Consider the following 16338-nt stretch of genomic DNA (forward strand, 5'->3'; position numbering starts at 1 on the left):
CTCGCCCACGGATCATGCCCTGCCGCCTTCCAGGCCGGCGGGTCAGGCGGCCGCGGCACCGGGGCTCCAGGCCCGCACCGCCTCGCCCAGCCGCTCCGCCGCGCGCCGCAGCGCCGGCAGCGAATGGCCGGAGAATCCCAGCACGAAGCCATCCGGCCCCTGTTGCACCAGCCGGGTCTCCGACAGCAGCCAGCCCTCGATCCCGGCCGCCGCGCGGATGCGCGCCGCCGTCCCGGGCGGCCAGTCCTCCGGCAGCAGGGCCAGCAGGGAAAGACCCTGGTCGGGCACCGTTACGCGCAGCAGGCCACCGGAGGCGCGGGGCAGGAGCTCCGCCAGCAGGTCACGGGCGATCCGGTAGCGGGAGCGCATGCGCCGCACATGCGCGGCGAAACCGCCGTCCCGGATCAGCTCGGCCAGGGCCTCGCCGGTCAGGCTGGGCGGAAAGCGGTCGCCGACCAGCCGCGCGGCGGTGACCTTCTCCAGCAGTTCCCCCGGCAGCACCGCGAACCCCGTCCGCAGCCCGGGAAACAGCGTCTTGGAGAAGGTGCCGAGATAGATGACCCGTTCCCGCGCATCGATCCCCGCCAGGGCGGTGAGCGGCGGGCCGGCATAGCGGAACTCGCTGTCGTAGTCGTCCTCCACCACCCAGCTCCCCGCCTCGCGCGCCCAGTCGAGCAGGGCGAGGCGCCGCTCCATGCTCATCGTCACGCCGGTCGGGAACTGGTGGGATGGCGTGACATAGGCCAGCCGCGCCGCGGGAGCCTGACGCCGCCCCTCCTCCGCATCCAGCCCGTGACGGTCCACCGGGACGGGCACCAGCCGGGCGCCGCAGGCCTCCAGGATGCGCCGCGCCGAAGGATAGCCCGGGTCCTCCATCCACACAGCGTCGCCGGGGCGCAGCAGCACCTCGGCGCAGAGGCGCAGCGCCTGTTGCGTGCCGCTGGTGACGAGCACCCGTCCCGGATCGCAGGCGATGCCGCGCGTGGCCGCCAGATGCGCCGCGATGGCCTGGCGCAGCGCCTCCACGCCGCGCGGGTCGCCATAGCCGAAATGCGCCGCATCGGCCGTGAGGTGGCGGCGGATGAGGCGCCCGAACTGGCGCAGCAGCGCCGGGTCCGCCTGTGTGCGGCCCAGTGCGAAGGGCGCCTGCCCCGGTATGGGGATGGCAGCCCCGGCCGGCGCCGCGGCACCCGGCCCGCGCGGCACCCGGGCGGCCACGAAGGTGCCCGCCCCGACCCGGGCCTCGGCCAGCCCGTCGCTCAGGAGCTGCTCATAGGCGATGACCACGGCGTTGCGGCGCAGGCCGAGCTGGGTGGCGAGGTCCCGGCTGGAGGGCAGGCGCAGCCCGGGCGCCAGCCGTCCGCCCAGGATCGCGGCGCGCAGCCCCGCATGCAGCCGGCCCGACTGGCTGCCCGCCCCGTCCAGCAACAGGGGCATGTCCAGCACTTCGGGCTTGCGCCGGGAATTGGTCGGCATGGCACGCTCCGGATTGGCCCTCGCACCGGCCAATTTCATGGGCTCATGATGACAGCGTCAACCAAGGCCTTTCCGATGTCCGAAACCCAGACCTATCCCGTCGAGGCGCGCAACCGCGTCAAGCGGCGGCACGACCGCGGCTTCTACGACCACGAGACCGTCCACCGCCTGCTCGATGCCGCGGCCCTCTGCCATGTCGCCTATGTCGTGGACGGGCAGCCCTATTGCACGCCGACCCTGTTCTGGCGCGAGGGCACCCGGCTCTACTGGCATGGCAGCAGCGCCAGCCGGATGCTGCGCAACCTGTCCGAAGGCCAGCCGGCCTGCCTGACCGTCACGCATTTCGACAGCTTGGTCCTGGCCCGCTGCGGCTTCAACCACTCCGCCGACTACCGCTCCGTGATGGCCTTCGGCCAGGCGAGGCTGGTGACCGACCCGGAGGAGAAGCGCCAGGCCCTGGTGATGATGGTGGACCGCTTCTTCCCCCATCGCACCGCCGGGCTGCGCCAGAGCACGGAGCAGGAGATCAAGGCCACCGCCGTCGTCGTCATGGAGATCGAGACCGCCTCCGCGAAGATCCGCGCCAAGGGTGTGGCCGATGACGAGGAGGATTACGACCTGCCGATCTACGCCGAGCGCCTGCCCATCCGCACGGTGATCGGCGCGCCGGAACCCTGCCCCCGCCTGCAGCCCGGCGTTGCGCGGCCAGCGGATCTGGCGGCCTATCGCGCGGAACGCCCGCTGGAGGAGGCCCTGGCCGAGGCGCATGCGGCGGTCTATCGTGACTGATCGCGCGGAGGGGCACCCGCCACCGCGCCCTTCCCGCCGCCCTGGTTCATGGGCAGGGGGATAGCCGGTGGGAAACAGCCGGGGAAAATCGACGCTTCCGCATCCTTTCCCCGGCTCCACCCGGCCGGAACCGTCTGGCACAGGCCGTGACAAGGTGACACAAGCCGCCGGATTTTTCGGGAACGGGGTGGCCCTATGGCGGAACCAGCCAAAGCCTTCGCAACATCGGATCAGGACAGGATCACGCCCGCCGCGCGGAAGGCGCTGTGGGGCTCCGCGCTGGGCTATGCCATGGACGGCTTCGACCTGCTGATCCTGGGCTTCATGCTGCGGGCCATCTCGGCCGATCTGGGGCTGACCCCGGCCCAGGCCGCCTCCCTGGTCACGGCGACGCTGGTCGGCGCGGTGATCGGCGGCGTGGGCTTCGGCATGCTGTCCGACCGGCTGGGGCGGGTGCGGGTGCTGACCTGGACCATCATGCTCTTCGCCGTCTTCACCGGCCTCTGCGCCCTGGCCCAGGGCTACTGGGACCTGCTGATCTATCGCACCATCGCGGGCATCGGCCTGGGCGGCGAGTTCGGCATCGGCATGGCCCTGGTGGCCGAGGCCTGGCCCGCCTCGAAGCGTGCCCGCGCCTCCTCCTATGTCGGACTGGGCTGGCAGGCCGGCGTGCTACTCGCCGCCGTGGTGACGCCGATGCTGCTGCCGGTCATCGGCTGGCGCGGGATGTTCGCGGTCGGCCTGTTCCCGGCCATCGCCGCCTATTTCATCCGCCGCAGCCTGCACGAGCCGGATGTCTTTGTGGAACGCTTGGCGAAGGCGCCCGCCGCCTCGCCGCTGCGGCTGCTGGTGGCGGATCACCAGGCCCGGCGCAACAGCCTCGGCCTGGTGATCCTCTGCTCAGTGCAGAACTTCGGCTATTACGGCGTCATGATCTGGCTGCCGAACTACCTTTCCAGCCGGTTCGGCTTCGGCCTCACCCAATCCGCGACCTGGACCGCGGTGACCATCCTGGGCATGGCGGTGGGCATCTATGCCTTCGGGCAGGTGGCCGATCGCGTCGGGCGCAAGCCGGCCTTCCTCGGCTGGATGCTGGGCGCGGCGGTCATGGTCGTCGTCTATTCCAGGCTGACCGACCCGGCTGCGCTGCTGGTCGGCGGCGCGGTGATGGGCTTCTTCGTCAACGGCATGCTGGGCGGCTATGGCGCGCTGATGAGCGAGCTGTACCCGACGGCGGCCCGCGCCACGGCGCAGAACGTGCTGTTCAACATCGGCCGCGCGGTGGGCGGCTTCGGTCCGGTGGCCGTGGGTGCCGTGGCGGCCGCCTATGGCTTCGAGACCGCCATCGCCCTGCTGGCCCTGCTCTACATCCTCGACATCCTGGCCATGTGGTTCCTCATCCCGGAACGCCGTGGCGCGGAACTGGCCTGATCCAGTTCAGGCGCCGGCCGCAGGTCTGGCGTCGCGCCGTCCCGGGGGAAAGGCTCCGCCTTTCGCCCCGGACCCCCTATCCGCCAGGACCCTGCGGGCCCTGGACCCCATTCGCTGGTCTTCGCTGATGCCGGATCGCGCTGGAGAGCCAATGCTCTCCGGCGGGCTGCCGGTGCCACCAGCGCGGAAATGGTGATTTTCTTCTTCAGGAGCTCCGCCGCCCCACCTGCTCTCCAGGATCGGGCCGCAGGCTGACGGTTGCCACGGAAACCAACGAATGCCCGGGGTCCGGGGACCGGCTTCGGTCCCCGGCGGAGAGGGTGTGGGAGAGGCGGCGCCTCTCCCACGGCGGGCGGCCATGAAGCGGAACGGTCAGGGCAATCCGGCCGCGCCACCGGCCAGGGCCACCTCCGGCTGCCGGGCTTCCGCCTGTGCCCCGGCCAGGTGCCGCGCGGCGATATAGCCGAAGACCAGGGCCGGCCCGAGGGTGATGCCGCCGCCCGGATAGTTGCCGCCCATGATGCTGGCCATGTCGTTGCCCGAGGCATAGAGGCCGGGGACGGGCCGCCCCGCCTCGTCCAGCACCCGCGCGTCGCCATCGGTGCGCAACCCGGCGAAGGTGCCGAGATCGCCCACCACCACTTCCACGGCATAGAAGGGCCCCTTGGCGATCGGGGCCAGGCAGGGGTTGGGCTGGAATTCCGGGTCACCGTTGAAGCGGTTGTAGGCGGTCGATCCCTTGCCGAAGGCGCGGTCCTCACCCGTGGCGACGTCGCGGTTCCAGTCCGCCACCGTTGCCTCCAGCCCGCGCGGGTCGATCCCGGCCTTCTGCGCCAGTTCGGCCAGGCTGCGCCCGGCCTTCAGGTAGCCGGAGCGGATCTGCGGTCCCACCGGCACCGGGAAGGGCTTCACGAAGCCCAGGCCGAAGCGGCGGAGGAAGGGCTGGTCCACCACCAGGAAGGCGTGGACACGCTCGCCCGGCGGCGTCGCGGCGAAGAGCGCCTGGATGAAGTCGTGATAGGAATTCGCCTCGTTCACGAAGCGCCGCCCGTTCGGCAGCACGGCGATCAGGCCCGGCTTGGCCCGGTCGATGAAATGCGGGAAGACGCCCCAGCCGCCATCCTTGCGCGGCACGCGGGAGACCGGCACCCAGGCCGCCGCGTTCGGATAGCCCTCCTCCACCGCCCCGCCGGCCTGTTCGCCGAGCCGCAGGCCGTCGCCGGTGTTGCCCTTCGGCGCCGGGGAGAAATGCCCCTGGTTCGTGCCGTCATGCGGGAACATCGCCCGGCGCCGCTCCAGGTCCTGTGGGAATCCGCCCGCGGCGAGAACCACGCCCCGGCGGACGCGCAGGTGCTGCTCCTGCCCGTCGCGGCGGAGGACGGCGCCGCGCACCGCGCCGCCCTCCCGCTCCAGCCGGAGGACGGGCGCCTCCGTCCAGACCCGCACGCCACGGTCCAGCGCGCTGCGGAAGAGTCGCGCCGCCAGGGCGTTGCCGTTGGTCAGCAGCATGCCGCGCCCGTTCAGCGCGAGGTCCCGCGCATGCGCGCTCAGCCGCCGCGCCACATAGGCGGCGGAGGCCAGGGAGCGCGTGGCGTTGAAGAAGTGCTTCAGCTCCGGCCCCGACCCCACCATCAGCCCGGCGAAGGTCAGCTCCGGCAAAGGCGGGCGAAGGCGCTTCAACTCGCCGCCCAGCTCCTGCGCCCGGAAGTCGCGCGCCTTGATCGAACGTCCACCCGGACGCCCGCCCGGCGCCGTGGGGTGATAGTCGGAGAAGGCGGAGGCGGCCTCGAACTGCACCGCCGTCTCGCGCTCGAAGAAGGCCACCGCCTCCGCGCCCGTGTCCAGGAAGGCATCCACCGCCGGGGCGTTGAAATGGTTCCCTGCCTCGTGCCGCAGATAGGTGCGGGCGGCCTCGATGCTGTCCTCGATGCCGTCGCGGCACGAGACGGGGTTGTTGGGCACCCAGAGAAAGCCGCCGGACAGGGCCGTGGTGCCGCCGACCCAGGGCTCCTTCTCCGCCACGATTACCGAGAGGCCGCGTGCCGCCGCGCTGACTGCCGCCGAAAGGCCGCCCGCGCCGGAGCCGACCACCAGCACGTCGCATTCCATCACGTCGCTCATTCCTGTTCTCCTCCCATCGTGGCGGCCTCTGTCGTATCGGCCATGGCCCGCGCCAGCTCGGCCCGCCGCTGGCGCAGGACGCCGCCCATGCTCTGCTCCCGCTTGGCCAGCCAGACGCCATGGCGTTCCGGCCAGCCGGCGTAGTCCTCCTCCAGCCCGAGCTGTTCCGCCGCGTGGCGGGGCCAGTAGGGGTCGCGCAGCGCCTCGCGCGCGATGGCGATGAGATCCGCCTGCCCGTCCCGCAGCACCGCCTCGGCCTGCGGCCCGTCCAGGATCATGCCGACCGCCTGGGTGGGGACCGAGGCGCCCTGGCGGATGGCCTCGGCAAAGCCGCACTGGAAGCCGGGGCCGCGCGGCACGGCCAGGCGCCGCGTCTCCTCGGTCAGACCGCCGGAGGACACGTCGATCACATCGACGCCGAGCGCCTTGAGCCGCCGGGCGAGAAGGACGGAATCCTCCAGCCCCCAGCCGCCCTCGGCCCCATCCACGGCGGAGAGGCGGCAGAAGAGCGGCTTCGCGGCGGGCCAGGCCTCGCGCACCCGCGCCGCGATCTCCAGCGCGAGGCGCATGCGGCCTTCCCGATCGCCGCCATAGGCATCCTCGCGGCGGTTGGAGAGCGGGGAGAGGAAGCTCGCGACGAGATAGCCATGGCCGAAATGCAGCTCCAGCACGTCGAAGCCGGCGGCCTCGGCACGCCGGGTGGCGGCGGCGAAATCCCCGGTGACGCGGGCGATACCCGCCATGTCGAGCGCCTCGGGGCGACTCCAGGCGGGGCCGGCGGCGATGGCGCTCGGGCCCAGGCGGCGCCAGCCCCGCGCCGCGAGCTCGGCCTCGCCCAGCGCATGCCCGCCTTCCCAGAGCGGCGCGCTGCCGGCCTTGCGTCCCGCATGGGCAAGTTGCACGCCGATGGCGCCGCCCTGTTCGTGGACGAAGCGCACCACGCGGTGCAGCGGTTCCACCTGATGATCCGCCCAGAGGCCCAGATCGGCGATGCCGATGCGCCCTTCCGGCGAGACGGCGGTGCTTTCCGTCAGGATCAGCCCGGCGCCGCCCAGAGCGAACTTGCCGAGATGCACCAGGTGCCAGTCGGTGGCGCAGCCTTCCTCCGCCGCATGCTGGCACATCGGCGAGATCACCACGCGATTCGGCAGCGTCAACCCGCGCAGCCGCAGCGGGGAGAAGAGCAGCGGCACCATCACAGCACCCGGTGCGGTTCGACCAGAAAGGTCGTGATCTCGGCGATGAAATCGAGCGCATGGCGCTGCGACACCACGGCCGCAGGCGAGGCGAAGGCGGCTTCGAGGTCCTCGCGGCTGCGGAACCACATCTCCACCACGCCATCGACGGGCAGGGCCTCGTAGGGCAGCGGATGGCGCGGGTCGCCGCCGCGCTGCACCACCAGGTTCTGCGTGTAGCCCGCGATGCGGGGAAATTTCCGCACCGCCTCGGCATGGAAGCCGAACCACTCTTCGCGGAACCGCGCCGCATCCAGGCCGGGCCGGCGGCGCAGCAACGACATGCGCTTGATCAGCGGCCCGTCCTGCGTTGGCTCCTGTACTGGCACCACTAGGTTGGGCATGGCCAGCAGCACGCCGCGCAGCGTGGCGAAACGGTCGTTGTCCTCCGGAATGGGCGCGAATTCCGGGGAATCGACCGCCGCCTGCATCGCGGCCGCGTCGTCGAACCAGAGCTGCGAGACGCCGTCGAGCGCCCAGTCGCCGCGCGCATGGTCGATGGCGAGCTGCGAGCGGTCGGTCACGAGGTTCTGCGTGTAGCGCCGCAGCCCCGGCAGGCGCGTGGCGAGCGGCCCGTGCCTGTCCCGCCAGTGGCGGGCGAACTGATCCGGCGGCACCTCCGGCCGGCGCGTGAGGAGGCCCATGCGCAGCATCATCGGCATCGCCTCAGAGCGCCAGATAGCCGCCATCGACCACCAGCACCGTGCCGGTGACGTAGCTCGCCATCCCGGAGGCCAGGAAGGCGACCGGGCCGACCAGTTCCTCCGGCTCGCCGTACCGGCCCATGGGGATGCGGGCCAGGAAGCGGGCCGAGCGCTCGGGGTTGGAGCGCGTCGCCTCGGTCATGCGGGTGGCGAAGGTGCCGGGCGCGACGGCGTTCACCCGCACGCCGTCCGGCGCCAGCTCCTGCGCCAGGCTCTGCGTCAGCGCGCGTACGCCCGCCTTGGAGACGGGATAGCTGACCGAGGTGGCGGTGGAGACGAAGGCCGCGATGGAGGCCATGTTCACCACGCTGCCGCGCCTGCGGCGCAACGCGGGCAACAGGGCGCGCGTGACGTTCAGCGTGCCGCGCAGGTTGACCGCCATGGCGGCCTCCCAGGCATCGTCCAGCGCCGGGTCGTCGATGGAATGGCGCGGGCAGATGCCGGCATTGTTGACCAGCACGGAGACGTCGCCCGCTTCCTCCGCGAGGCGCGCGGCCAGGGCGCGGCAGGCGGGCAGGTCGGCGACATCCAGCGCATGGGCATAGGCCGTGCCGCCCGCCGCCCGGATGCGCTCCGCGGTGTGCGTCGCGGCATCGCCGTCGAGATCCGTGGCAACCACCGCCGCGCCATGCCGGGCGAGCCCCAGGCTGATCGCCGCGCCATTGCCCTGCCCCGCGCCGGTGACGAGTGCGAGATGCCCTGCAAGGAGCATTGGAGTTTCCTTCCCGTTCCATGGCCGCTCCGTGCCGGGGGCGCCAGGAGGCGCCGGCGGGCCGGGCGGGATTGCGGAAAGGCAAACACAGAGCGAATTCATTCGCAAGGGACAAATCATCTCGTTGGAGACGATTTGTTCATTGCGTAACGCTTCGCCAGGACATAGCCTCCATGGCCAAGAAGGGTCGGCAAGACCCGGCACGGAACGGGCGGGACGGAAACGGGAGGACGATGGCGGATGCCGTCGTCCGCACCTCCTCCTGGCCGTCATGGCCAAAGGCCTTGAGGAGGACGTGATGACAGGAAAGACCCCCCACCCGGAGGCCGCCGGCCCCACCCGCCGCGGTTTCGGCCGCGCCGCCGCGGCGCTGCTCGCCGCCCCGGCCCTCGCCCTGCCGCATCGCGGCGCGCTGGCGCAGGCGGAGCCGATCCGGCTGGGCTTCAACGGCGACCTCTCGGCCTCGCCTTCCGCCCAGTCCGGCCGCGCCGCCGTGGTCGGCATCCAGGCGGCGATGGAGGACGTGAACAAGGCCGGCGGCGTGCTCGGCCGCCCGCTGGGCCTGACGGTCCGCGACGACCTCTCGCAGCCGCCGAAATCCATCCAGAACATGAGCGACCTGATCGACAACGAAAAGGTCGCCGCGGTCTTCGGCCCGACCAATTCGGGCAATGCCCTGGCCTGGAAGCACATCCCGAACCAGAAGCGCATCCCGGTCATGGGCTGCATCGGCTCGGCCACCGACATCACCAAGCCGGTGCGCGAGGGCGCCGACAACTACATGTTCCGCATCGGCAGCGTGGACCGCATCCAGGTCGTCACGCTCATGGCCTATGCCAAGAAGAACCCGCGCACCGGCAAGATCGGCTTCCTCACCGAAACCACGGGCTATGGCCAGGGTGGGCTGAAGGACCTCCAGGAGGTGGCGCAGGCCCAGGGCCTCACCGCCGTGGCCAGCGAGAAGTTCAACGTCGGCGACACGGACATGACCTCGCAGCTCGCCAAGCTGCGCGCGGCCGGGGTGGAGACGGCGCTGGTCTGGGCGCAGGGCACGCCGATCGGCCAGCTCATGCGCAGCATGGACAAGATCGGCTACTTCCCCATCGTGCTGACGAGCTGGGCAGCGGACAACCTGAGCTTCATCAACGCCGCCGGCCCGGAACTGGCGGAAAAGCCGATCTTCCTGCGGACCGTGTCGGAAGACCGCACGCCGCACCAGCAGGCCTTCTTCGACCGCATCCGCCCGAAGCTGGACGCGGATTCCGCCTTTTCCTTCGCCGTGCACGGCTATGATTCCACCGTCCTGCTGGCCGCCGCGATGAAGCAGGCGGGCAAGACCGATGGCGCGGCCATCCGCGCGTCGCTGGAGGACCTGAAGGAGAAGGTCGAGGGCTATGCCAAGACCTATGACCACCCCTTCAGCCGCACGGAGCATGAGGGGCTGACCGCCGCCGACCAGCGCTGGACCTGCTGGCGCAACGGCAAGCTGGCCGCCTTCCGCGACGAGGTCGTGCAGAACCTGCAGGAAGGCGACTTCAAGGGCTGAGCCCCGGCGAGGCAAGAGGGAGGAACTCCGTGCTGGCGACCTATCTGCAGGCGCTGGTGAGCGGGCTCGCGATCGGCGGCGTCTATGCGCTGATCGCGCTGAGCTTCAGCATCACCTTCACCACCACCCGCACGCTGAACTTCGCCCAGGGCGAGTTCATCGGCGTCGGCGCCTTCCTCGGCGTCACCGCGCTCTACCTGTTCTCCGGCGGCGGCAGCTTCGCCGCGTTGGAGCCGGCGGCCTCGGCGGGCTTCCGCTATCCCGCCGCGGCCGCTGCGGCGGGCGCGGCGATGGGCGCGCTCGGCCTCCTTCTCTTCATCGCCGCCATCCGGCCCTTCGCCGGCAAGCCGGGCATGTCCTGGGTGATGAGCACCATCGGCTTCGGCATCATCCTGCAGAGCCTGGGCCTCGCCGTCTGGGGGCCGGCACCGGTCAACATGCCCTCCCCCTTCGGCGACGAGGTGCTGCGCCTGGGGGGTGCCGGGGTGCGGCCGCAGGAGATCGCGGTGCTGGCGGTGGCGGTGCTGCTGATGGTGGCGCTCGACCTGCTGCTGCGCCGCACGCGGCTGGGCAAGGCGATGCGCGCCGTGGCGCATGACCCGAAGGTGGCGGCGCTGATGGGCATCAATGTCGGCGCGGTGATGCTGGGGGCCTTCGCCCTGTCCAGCGGGCTGGCGGGGCTGGGCGGCGTGCTGGTGGCGCCGATCGCCTCGGCCTCGCTCTTCATGGGCATGGGCATCGCGCTGAAGGCCTTCTCGGGCGCCATCCTGGGCGGTCTCGACAACCCGCGCGGCTGCATCTTCGGCGGCTTCGCGCTCGGCCTGCTGGAGGCTGGCGTGGCGCTCTGGCAGGCGCAGTGGCGCGAGATCGTCATCTTCCTCCTGATCATCCTGGTGCTCGCCATCCGCCCGAACGGGTTGTTCGGCGCACGCGCCCTGGACAAGGTGTGACGCCCATGCGGCATGTCCTGGCGGCCATCCTGCTGGCGGGCGCGACGGCACTCGCCGTGGCCTTCGTCACCAACGACTTCTACCTGCGCATCCTTTTCAACATCGGCATCTACTTCCTCTGCGCCTCGGGGATGAACGTGCTGCTCGGCTTCGCCGGGCAGAAATCCCTGGGCCAGGCGGGGCTCTTCGCCGCCGGCGCCTATGGCGTGGCGCTGCTCACCACGAGCTGGGACCTCGGACCCTGGCTGTCGCTGCTGCTCGCCACGGGCATCGCCGCCGCCGCCGGCGTGCTGATCGCCGCCCCGTCGCTGCGCGTGCGCGGGCCCAGCCTCGCCATGGTGACGCTCGCCTTCGGCATCGTGGTGGAGAAGCTGGTCACCGAGGCCTCCGACATCTTCGGCGGCGCCATGGGCATCTACGCCATCAAGCCGCTGACCTTCGGCGGCGAGGCGCTGAACATGCAGCAATGGGTCTGGCTCTGCATCCTGCTCGGCCTGGGGCTGCACCTGCTGCTGCGCAACCTGCTCACGGGCCGCTTCGGCCGCGCCTTCCTGTCCCTGCAGGCGGACGAGATCGCGGCGGGCGCCGTGGGCGTGCCGGTGCATAGCTACAAGATCCTGGCCTTCGTGATCGCGGCCGCCACCTGCGGCCTCGCCGGTGCGCTGGTCGCGCAGCAGAACCAGTACATCAATTCCGACTTCATCAGCTTCAACCTGTCGATCTTCATCCTGCTGCTGGTGCTGTTCGGCGGCGCGGGCTCGCTGGCCGGGCCGATCCTGGGCGCGGTCAGCCTGACGGTGATCTCCGCCCTGGTGGCGCGCTGGAGCTGGATCGAGCATTTCGTGCAGGGTGCGCTGCTGCTCTTCGCCCTCTATGCCATGCCGAAGGGCCTGGCCGGGGTGATCGCCGGGCTGTGGCAACCCGCCCGTTCCGGTGAGCGGCGCGCGGCTGCGCCCGATGCCACGGCGTCCCTCCCCATCCGCGATGCGGAGCCGGCAGCCGCTTCCGCGCCCCTGCTCCAGGCCGAGGGGCTGAGCAAATCCTATGGCGGCGTGCATCCGGCGCGGGATGTCCATGTCCGACTCACGCGCGGGCATATCCATGCGCTGATCGGCCCCAACGGTGCTGGCAAGAGCACCTTCATCAACATGCTGAGCGGCGTGGTGCAGCCGGATTCCGGCGAGATCCGCTTCCTGGGCCGCAGCCTGGGCCGGGCGGGGACGCATGCGATCTGCGACCGCGGCATCGCCCGCACCTTCCAGAACCTGCGCCTGTTCCGCGACCTGTCGGTGCGCGACAACGTGCTGCTCGGCCAGCATGCGCGCATGCGCAACGGCTTCCTGTCCTCGCTGTTCGGCCTGCCCCTGGCCTGGCGGGAGGAGGCGGCCGCCCGGCGCCGGGTCGGGGAGATCCTGCGCTTCCTCGGCCTGTCGCCACTCGCCGACGAGCCGGCGGGCTCCCTGCCCTATGGCCTGCAACGCCGCACGGAGCTGGCGCGCGCCCTGGCGACGGAGCCGCAACTCCTGCTGCTCGACGAACCGGCCGCCGGTCTCAACCCGCAGGAAACGGCGGAGCTGGGCCAGATCCTTCTGCGCATCCGGGAGCGCGGGATCACCATCCTCCTCGTGGAACATCACATGGATCTCGTCATGGCCATTTCCGACCACGTGATCGTGCTCGACTACGGCGAGACCATCGCCGAGGGCACGCCCGCGCATGTGCAGGCCGATCCGCGTGTCACCGCCGCCTATCTCGGCACGGAGGAGCTGCCGGAGGCCGAGGCGGTGGAACCCGTCCTGGCGCTGCGGGCATGAGCGCGATGCTGGAGGTCGAGGGCGCCTGCATCGGCTACGGCCCCATCCGCGCGGTGAGCGAGGCCGGCATCCGCGTGGAAACGGGCGAAGTGGTGGCCATCGTCGGCGCCAATGGCGCGGGCAAGACCACGCTGCTGCAGGCCATTGCGGGGCTGCTGCCGTTGCAGTCCGGCACGATTCGCTTCGACGGGCGCGACATCACCACCCTGCCGCCGCATCGCCGCGTCGGCGCCGGCATCGCGCTGTCGCCCGAAGGGCGGCGCGTCTTTCCGGACCAGAGCGTGCGCGACAACCTGGAGCTCGGCGCCTGGTCGCGCGATCTTTCGCCCGCGCGGATGGCGGAAGCAGTGGAGGAGCAGTTCGCACTGTTTCCGCGCCTGCGCGAGCGGCAGTCGCAGATGGCGGTGACGCTTTCGGGCGGAGAGCAGCAGATGTTGGCCATCGCGCGCGCGCTGATGAGCCAGCCGCGCCTGCTGCTGCTCGACGAGCCTTCGCTGGGTCTGGCGCCGCTGGTGATCCGCGAGATCTTCGGCATCATCCGCGACCTGCGGCGCCGTGGCATGACCGTGCTGCTGGTGGAGCAGATGGCCAACCTCGCCCTCGGCGTGGCCGACCGTGCCTATGTGCTCGAAACCGGCCGCGTCACGCTTTCCGGGACGGGCGCGGCCCTGTTGCGGCATCCGCAGGTGCGCGCGGCCTACCTCGGCGCGGGGCACTGAGCTTCGCGTCCGTTCGGCCCTCCCGCTCGAACTGATGCCCGAGTTCCGAGGAAAGGCGTTGCGCGAAGGCCAGCACCGCCTCCGCCTGCGGGCTGCGCGGCGAGGCATCGAGCATGCCGGCATTGCCGATCGCGGTGATGGCATACTGCATCTGGCCGGTATGGTCGAAAACCGGCGCGGCCACCGCGTTGATGCCGGGCACCGGGATGCCTTCCGTGGTGGCATAGCCAAGCGAGCGGATTTCCGTGATCTGCCGGTCCAGTTCCGCCTGCGAGGTGGCATGGCCGACCTTGCGGCTGCGTGAGCCGAGGACCAGTTCCTCTTCCAGCAGAGGGCGCACCTGCCGTGCGGGCAGGAATGTCGCGAAGAGCCGCCCGGTGGCCGTGCCGGTGATCGTGTAGACCGAGCCAGCGCGCAGATTGACGTGGATCGGCATGCTGGATTCCTGGACCTGGATGATGGTGGGTCCATGCGTGCCCCAGACGGCGATGGTGGCCATCAACCCCAGCTGCTCCATCATCTCGGCTGCCGCACGCGACGCCATCCGCAGAAGGTCCGAGGCGTGCATGCGGGCGAGGCCCAGTTGCAGCGCAAAGGGACCCAGGGCGTAGCGCCCGCTGAGTGGATCCTGCTCCACCAGGCCGAGCTTGCGATAGCTCACCAGATAGGCGTGCGCCTGGGCCGGCGTCAGGTTCGCCGCCGTGGCCAGGTCACGCAGCATAGCTGGCTGAGGCAGCGTCACCAGGGCTTGCAACAATCGCCCGCCCACTTCGATGGACTGTACGCCCCGCCCTTCGACCTGCATGCGGTGCCTTTCCGGAATGCCCGAGTTCCCATCATAAAGCCGGGAAGGGATGTCCGGTACACCACATCGGCGCCCGGGGCTTGAGCATCACGGCCGCAGGCAGCGGCGCCCATCAAGGGCTGCAAATGCAAAAAGCCGCCCTGACCAGGCGGCTTTGCAATCAGTGCATCGGATCGGGTCGGTGTGTTGTGTGTGTAGGTTCCCATCGGGCGGCCTGGCGGCGACCGACTCTCCCGCGTCTTGAGACGCAGTACCATGGGCGCTGAGGCGTTTCACGGCCGAGTTCGGGATGGGATCGGGTGTGGCAGCCTCGCTAGGGCCACCAGGCCACCGGATGGGAACCGTGGAGGTGTGTGTAGTGTACCGACCTGATGCGCTGGGTGATGGAGGATCTGGGCCTTGTGGCTTTATGGGGCTTTGGGGCTGGGGGGAGCGGGGTATCGGGTGTTGTGAGTGTGTGTTGCTGACTGAGCGGGTGCGCTTTGGTGCTGCGCGCGGTGTCCCTTGTTGAGGGGGACTGCGGCGGCGGGGGAGTGATGGAGTTCGATCGGGCGATTAGGATCGCTCGGCTGCATCCGTTACCGGACTTCCACCTGCGACCTATCGACGTGGTGGTCTTCCACGGCCCTTGGGGAGACCTGGTTTTGAGGCTGGTTTCCCGCTTAGATGCCTTCAGCGGTTATCCGTTCCGTACTTAGCTACCCGGCGATGCTCCTGGCGGAACAACCGGTGCACCAGAGGTACGTCCATCCCGGTCCTCTCGTACTAGGGACAGATCCTCGCAAGTCTCCAACACCCATGGCAGATAGGGACCGAACTGTCTCACGACGTTCTAAACCCAGCTCACGTACCGCTTTAATCGGCGAACAGCCGAACCCTTGGGACCTGCTCCAGCCCCGGGATGCGATGAGCCGACATCGAGGTGCCAAACCTCCCCGTCGATGTGGACTCTTGGGGGAGATCAGCCTGTTATCCCTAGAGTACCTTTTATCCGTTGAGCGATGGCCCTTCCACGCGGGACCACCGGATCACTAAGGCCGACTTTCGTCTCTGCTCGCGCTGTCGCGCTCGCAGTCAGGCGGGCTTATGCCTTTGCACTCAACAGCCGATGTCCGACCGGCCTGAGCCCACCATCGCGCGCCTCCGTTACACTTTGGGAGGCGACCGCCCCAGTCAAACTGCCCACCACGCAGGGTCCTGGCCCGGGCTAACCGGGCTCAGTGAGATGCCAGAAAGAAACAGGGTGGTATTTCAAGGTTGCCTCCACCTGAGCTAGCGCCCGGGTTTCGATGGCTCCCACCTATCCTACACAGTTCCTTCCTGGCACCACTGCGAAGCTGCAGTAAAGGTTCATAGGGTCTTTCCGTCTGACCACGGGTACCCCGCATCTTCACGGGGAATTCAATTTCGCTGAGTCTATGCTGGAGACAGTGGGGAAGTCGTTACACCATTCGTGCAGGTCGGAACTTACCCGACAAGGAATTTCGCTACCTTAGGACCGTTATAGTTACGGCCGCCGTTTACCGGGGCTTCGGTTCGATGCTTGCACATCTCCCCTTGACCTTCCGGCACCGGGCAGGTGTCAGACCCTATACGTCATCTCTCGATTTCGCAGAGCCCTGTGTTTTTACTAAACAGTCGCTACCCCCTGGTCTGTGCCACCCCACCTTGCTTGCGCAAGAAGGGGTCTCGCTTATCCCGAAGTTACGCGAGTAATTTGCCTAGTTCCTTCAGCATAGTTCTCTCAAGCGCCTCGGTATTCTCAACCAGTCCACCTGTGTCGGTTTCGGGTACGGTCTTTCTCGACAGCGCTATTTCCTGGGCTGCTTTGGCTGCCCCTCCAATCCGATAAGGAGGAACAACGGTTGGCAGCCGTCACGTCTGTCAGGCCCAGGAATATTCACCTGGTTTCCATCGACTACGGCTTTCGCCCTCGCCTTAGGGGCCGGCTCACCCTGCGCGGATTGACCTTGCGCAGGAACCCTTGGACTTTCGGCGACAGGGGTTCTCACCCTGTTTATCGCTACTCATGTCCG

General features: G+C 69.7%; 12 protein-coding genes and 2 rRNA genes (1 of these 14 cut by a window edge). 6 read left to right on the forward strand and 8 right to left on the reverse strand.

What is annotated here, in order from left to right:
• Window positions 1-42 precede the first annotated feature (42 nt).
• Entirely contained in the window at window positions 43-1476 is a 1434-nt protein-coding gene (gene pdxR / locus RGI145_RS15875; protein WP_075799115.1) for a MocR-like pyridoxine biosynthesis transcription factor PdxR, read from the reverse strand.
• A 75-nt stretch (window positions 1477-1551) separates the two neighbouring features.
• Here pdxR and RGI145_RS15880 point away from each other — a divergent pair, with 75 nt between their 5' ends.
• Entirely contained in the window at window positions 1552-2265 is a 714-nt protein-coding gene (locus tag RGI145_RS15880) for a pyridoxamine 5'-phosphate oxidase family protein (protein ID WP_075799116.1), read from the forward strand.
• Window positions 2266-2460: 195 nt separating this feature from the next.
• Window positions 2461-3696, forward strand: a complete 1236-nt coding sequence (locus RGI145_RS15885) for an MFS transporter (protein WP_075799117.1) — start codon at window positions 2461-2463, stop codon at window positions 3694-3696.
• 372 nt (window positions 3697-4068) lie between these two features.
• Here the strand turns inward: RGI145_RS15885 and RGI145_RS15890 are convergent, their stop codons facing one another.
• The 4 genes from RGI145_RS15890 to RGI145_RS15905 are packed head-to-tail and all read right to left on the reverse strand — an operon-like array spanning window position 4069 to window position 8468.
• Window positions 4069-5817 carry an FAD-dependent oxidoreductase gene (locus RGI145_RS15890; protein ID WP_075799118.1) on the reverse strand — a complete coding sequence of 583 codons (1749 nt, stop codon included), beginning with the start codon at window positions 5815-5817 and terminating at the stop codon, window positions 4069-4071.
• Window positions 5814-7013, reverse strand: coding sequence for an NADH:flavin oxidoreductase/NADH oxidase (locus tag RGI145_RS15895; protein WP_075799119.1), 1200 nt, complete (start codon window positions 7011-7013; stop codon window positions 5814-5816). Before RGI145_RS15895 ends, RGI145_RS15890 begins: the two co-directional genes overlap by 4 nt.
• Entirely contained in the window at window positions 7013-7708 is a 696-nt protein-coding gene (locus RGI145_RS15900) for an EthD domain-containing protein (RefSeq protein WP_075800127.1), read from the reverse strand. The genes RGI145_RS15895 and RGI145_RS15900 overlap by 1 nt, the downstream gene beginning before the upstream one ends.
• A gap of 10 nt (window positions 7709-7718) precedes the next feature.
• Window positions 7719-8468, reverse strand: a complete 750-nt coding sequence (locus RGI145_RS15905; protein ID WP_075799120.1) for an SDR family NAD(P)-dependent oxidoreductase — start codon at window positions 8466-8468, stop codon at window positions 7719-7721.
• Between the two features lie 298 nt (window positions 8469-8766).
• Here RGI145_RS15905 and RGI145_RS15910 point away from each other — a divergent pair, with 298 nt between their 5' ends.
• The 4 genes from RGI145_RS15910 to RGI145_RS15925 are packed head-to-tail and all read left to right on the forward strand — an operon-like array spanning window position 8767 to window position 13497.
• Entirely contained in the window at window positions 8767-10014 is a 1248-nt protein-coding gene (locus tag RGI145_RS15910; protein ID WP_167668297.1) for an ABC transporter substrate-binding protein, read from the forward strand.
• Window positions 10015-10043: 29 nt separating this feature from the next.
• The gene (locus RGI145_RS15915; RefSeq protein WP_075799121.1) at window positions 10044-10964 is read left to right on the forward strand and encodes a branched-chain amino acid ABC transporter permease; all 921 of its coding nucleotides are present in this window, start codon (window positions 10044-10046) and stop codon (window positions 10962-10964) included.
• A 5-nt stretch (window positions 10965-10969) separates the two neighbouring features.
• Complete coding sequence (locus RGI145_RS15920) at window positions 10970-12778, forward strand: branched-chain amino acid ABC transporter ATP-binding protein/permease (protein WP_075799122.1); 1809 nt, start codon at window positions 10970-10972, stop codon at window positions 12776-12778.
• Window positions 12775-13497, forward strand: coding sequence for an ABC transporter ATP-binding protein (locus tag RGI145_RS15925; protein ID WP_075799123.1), 723 nt, complete (start codon window positions 12775-12777; stop codon window positions 13495-13497). The genes RGI145_RS15920 and RGI145_RS15925 overlap by 4 nt, the downstream gene beginning before the upstream one ends.
• On the opposite strand, the gene RGI145_RS15930 is transcribed toward RGI145_RS15925, so the two are convergent.
• The 3 genes from RGI145_RS15930 to RGI145_RS15940 form a co-directional block, all read right to left on the reverse strand.
• Window positions 13421-14302, reverse strand: a complete 882-nt coding sequence (locus RGI145_RS15930) for an IclR family transcriptional regulator (RefSeq protein WP_075799124.1) — start codon at window positions 14300-14302, stop codon at window positions 13421-13423. The two genes, RGI145_RS15925 and RGI145_RS15930, sit on opposite strands and share 77 nt — an antisense overlap.
• Window positions 14303-14514: 212 nt before the next feature.
• Window positions 14515-14629: ribosomal RNA gene (gene rrf, locus RGI145_RS15935) — 5S ribosomal RNA — on the reverse strand.
• Window positions 14630-14836: 207 nt separating this feature from the next.
• Window positions 14837-16338 (reverse strand): 23S ribosomal RNA (locus tag RGI145_RS15940); it runs 1241 nt beyond the window's last position.

Source organism: Roseomonas gilardii (genome assembly GCF_001941945.1).
GTDB lineage: Bacteria > Pseudomonadota > Alphaproteobacteria > Acetobacterales > Acetobacteraceae > Roseomonas.

Bases quoted from the DNA above. Each gene is read 5' to 3' on its own strand.
- pdxR (WP_075799115.1), bottom strand. From the start codon at position 1,476: ATGCCGACCAATTCCCGGCGCAAGCCCGAAGTGCTGGACATGCCCCTG.
- RGI145_RS15880 (WP_075799116.1), top strand. From the start codon at position 1,552: ATGTCCGAAACCCAGACCTATCCCGTCGAGGCGCGCAACCGCGTCAAG.
- RGI145_RS15885 (WP_075799117.1), top strand. From the start codon at position 2,461: ATGGCGGAACCAGCCAAAGCCTTCGCAACATCGGATCAGGACAGGATC.
- RGI145_RS15890 (WP_075799118.1), bottom strand. From the start codon at position 5,817: ATGAGCGACGTGATGGAATGCGACGTGCTGGTGGTCGGCTCCGGCGCG.
- RGI145_RS15895 (WP_075799119.1), bottom strand. From the start codon at position 7,013: ATGGTGCCGCTGCTCTTCTCCCCGCTGCGGCTGCGCGGGTTGACGCTG.
- RGI145_RS15900 (WP_075800127.1), bottom strand. From the start codon at position 7,708: ATGATGCTGCGCATGGGCCTCCTCACGCGCCGGCCGGAGGTGCCGCCG.
- RGI145_RS15905 (WP_075799120.1), bottom strand. From the start codon at position 8,468: ATGCTCCTTGCAGGGCATCTCGCACTCGTCACCGGCGCGGGGCAGGGC.
- RGI145_RS15910 (WP_167668297.1), top strand. From the start codon at position 8,767: ATGACAGGAAAGACCCCCCACCCGGAGGCCGCCGGCCCCACCCGCCGC.
- RGI145_RS15920 (WP_075799122.1), top strand. From the start codon at position 10,970: ATGCGGCATGTCCTGGCGGCCATCCTGCTGGCGGGCGCGACGGCACTC.
- RGI145_RS15925 (WP_075799123.1), top strand. From the start codon at position 12,775: ATGAGCGCGATGCTGGAGGTCGAGGGCGCCTGCATCGGCTACGGCCCC.
- RGI145_RS15930 (WP_075799124.1), bottom strand. From the start codon at position 14,302: ATGCAGGTCGAAGGGCGGGGCGTACAGTCCATCGAAGTGGGCGGGCGA.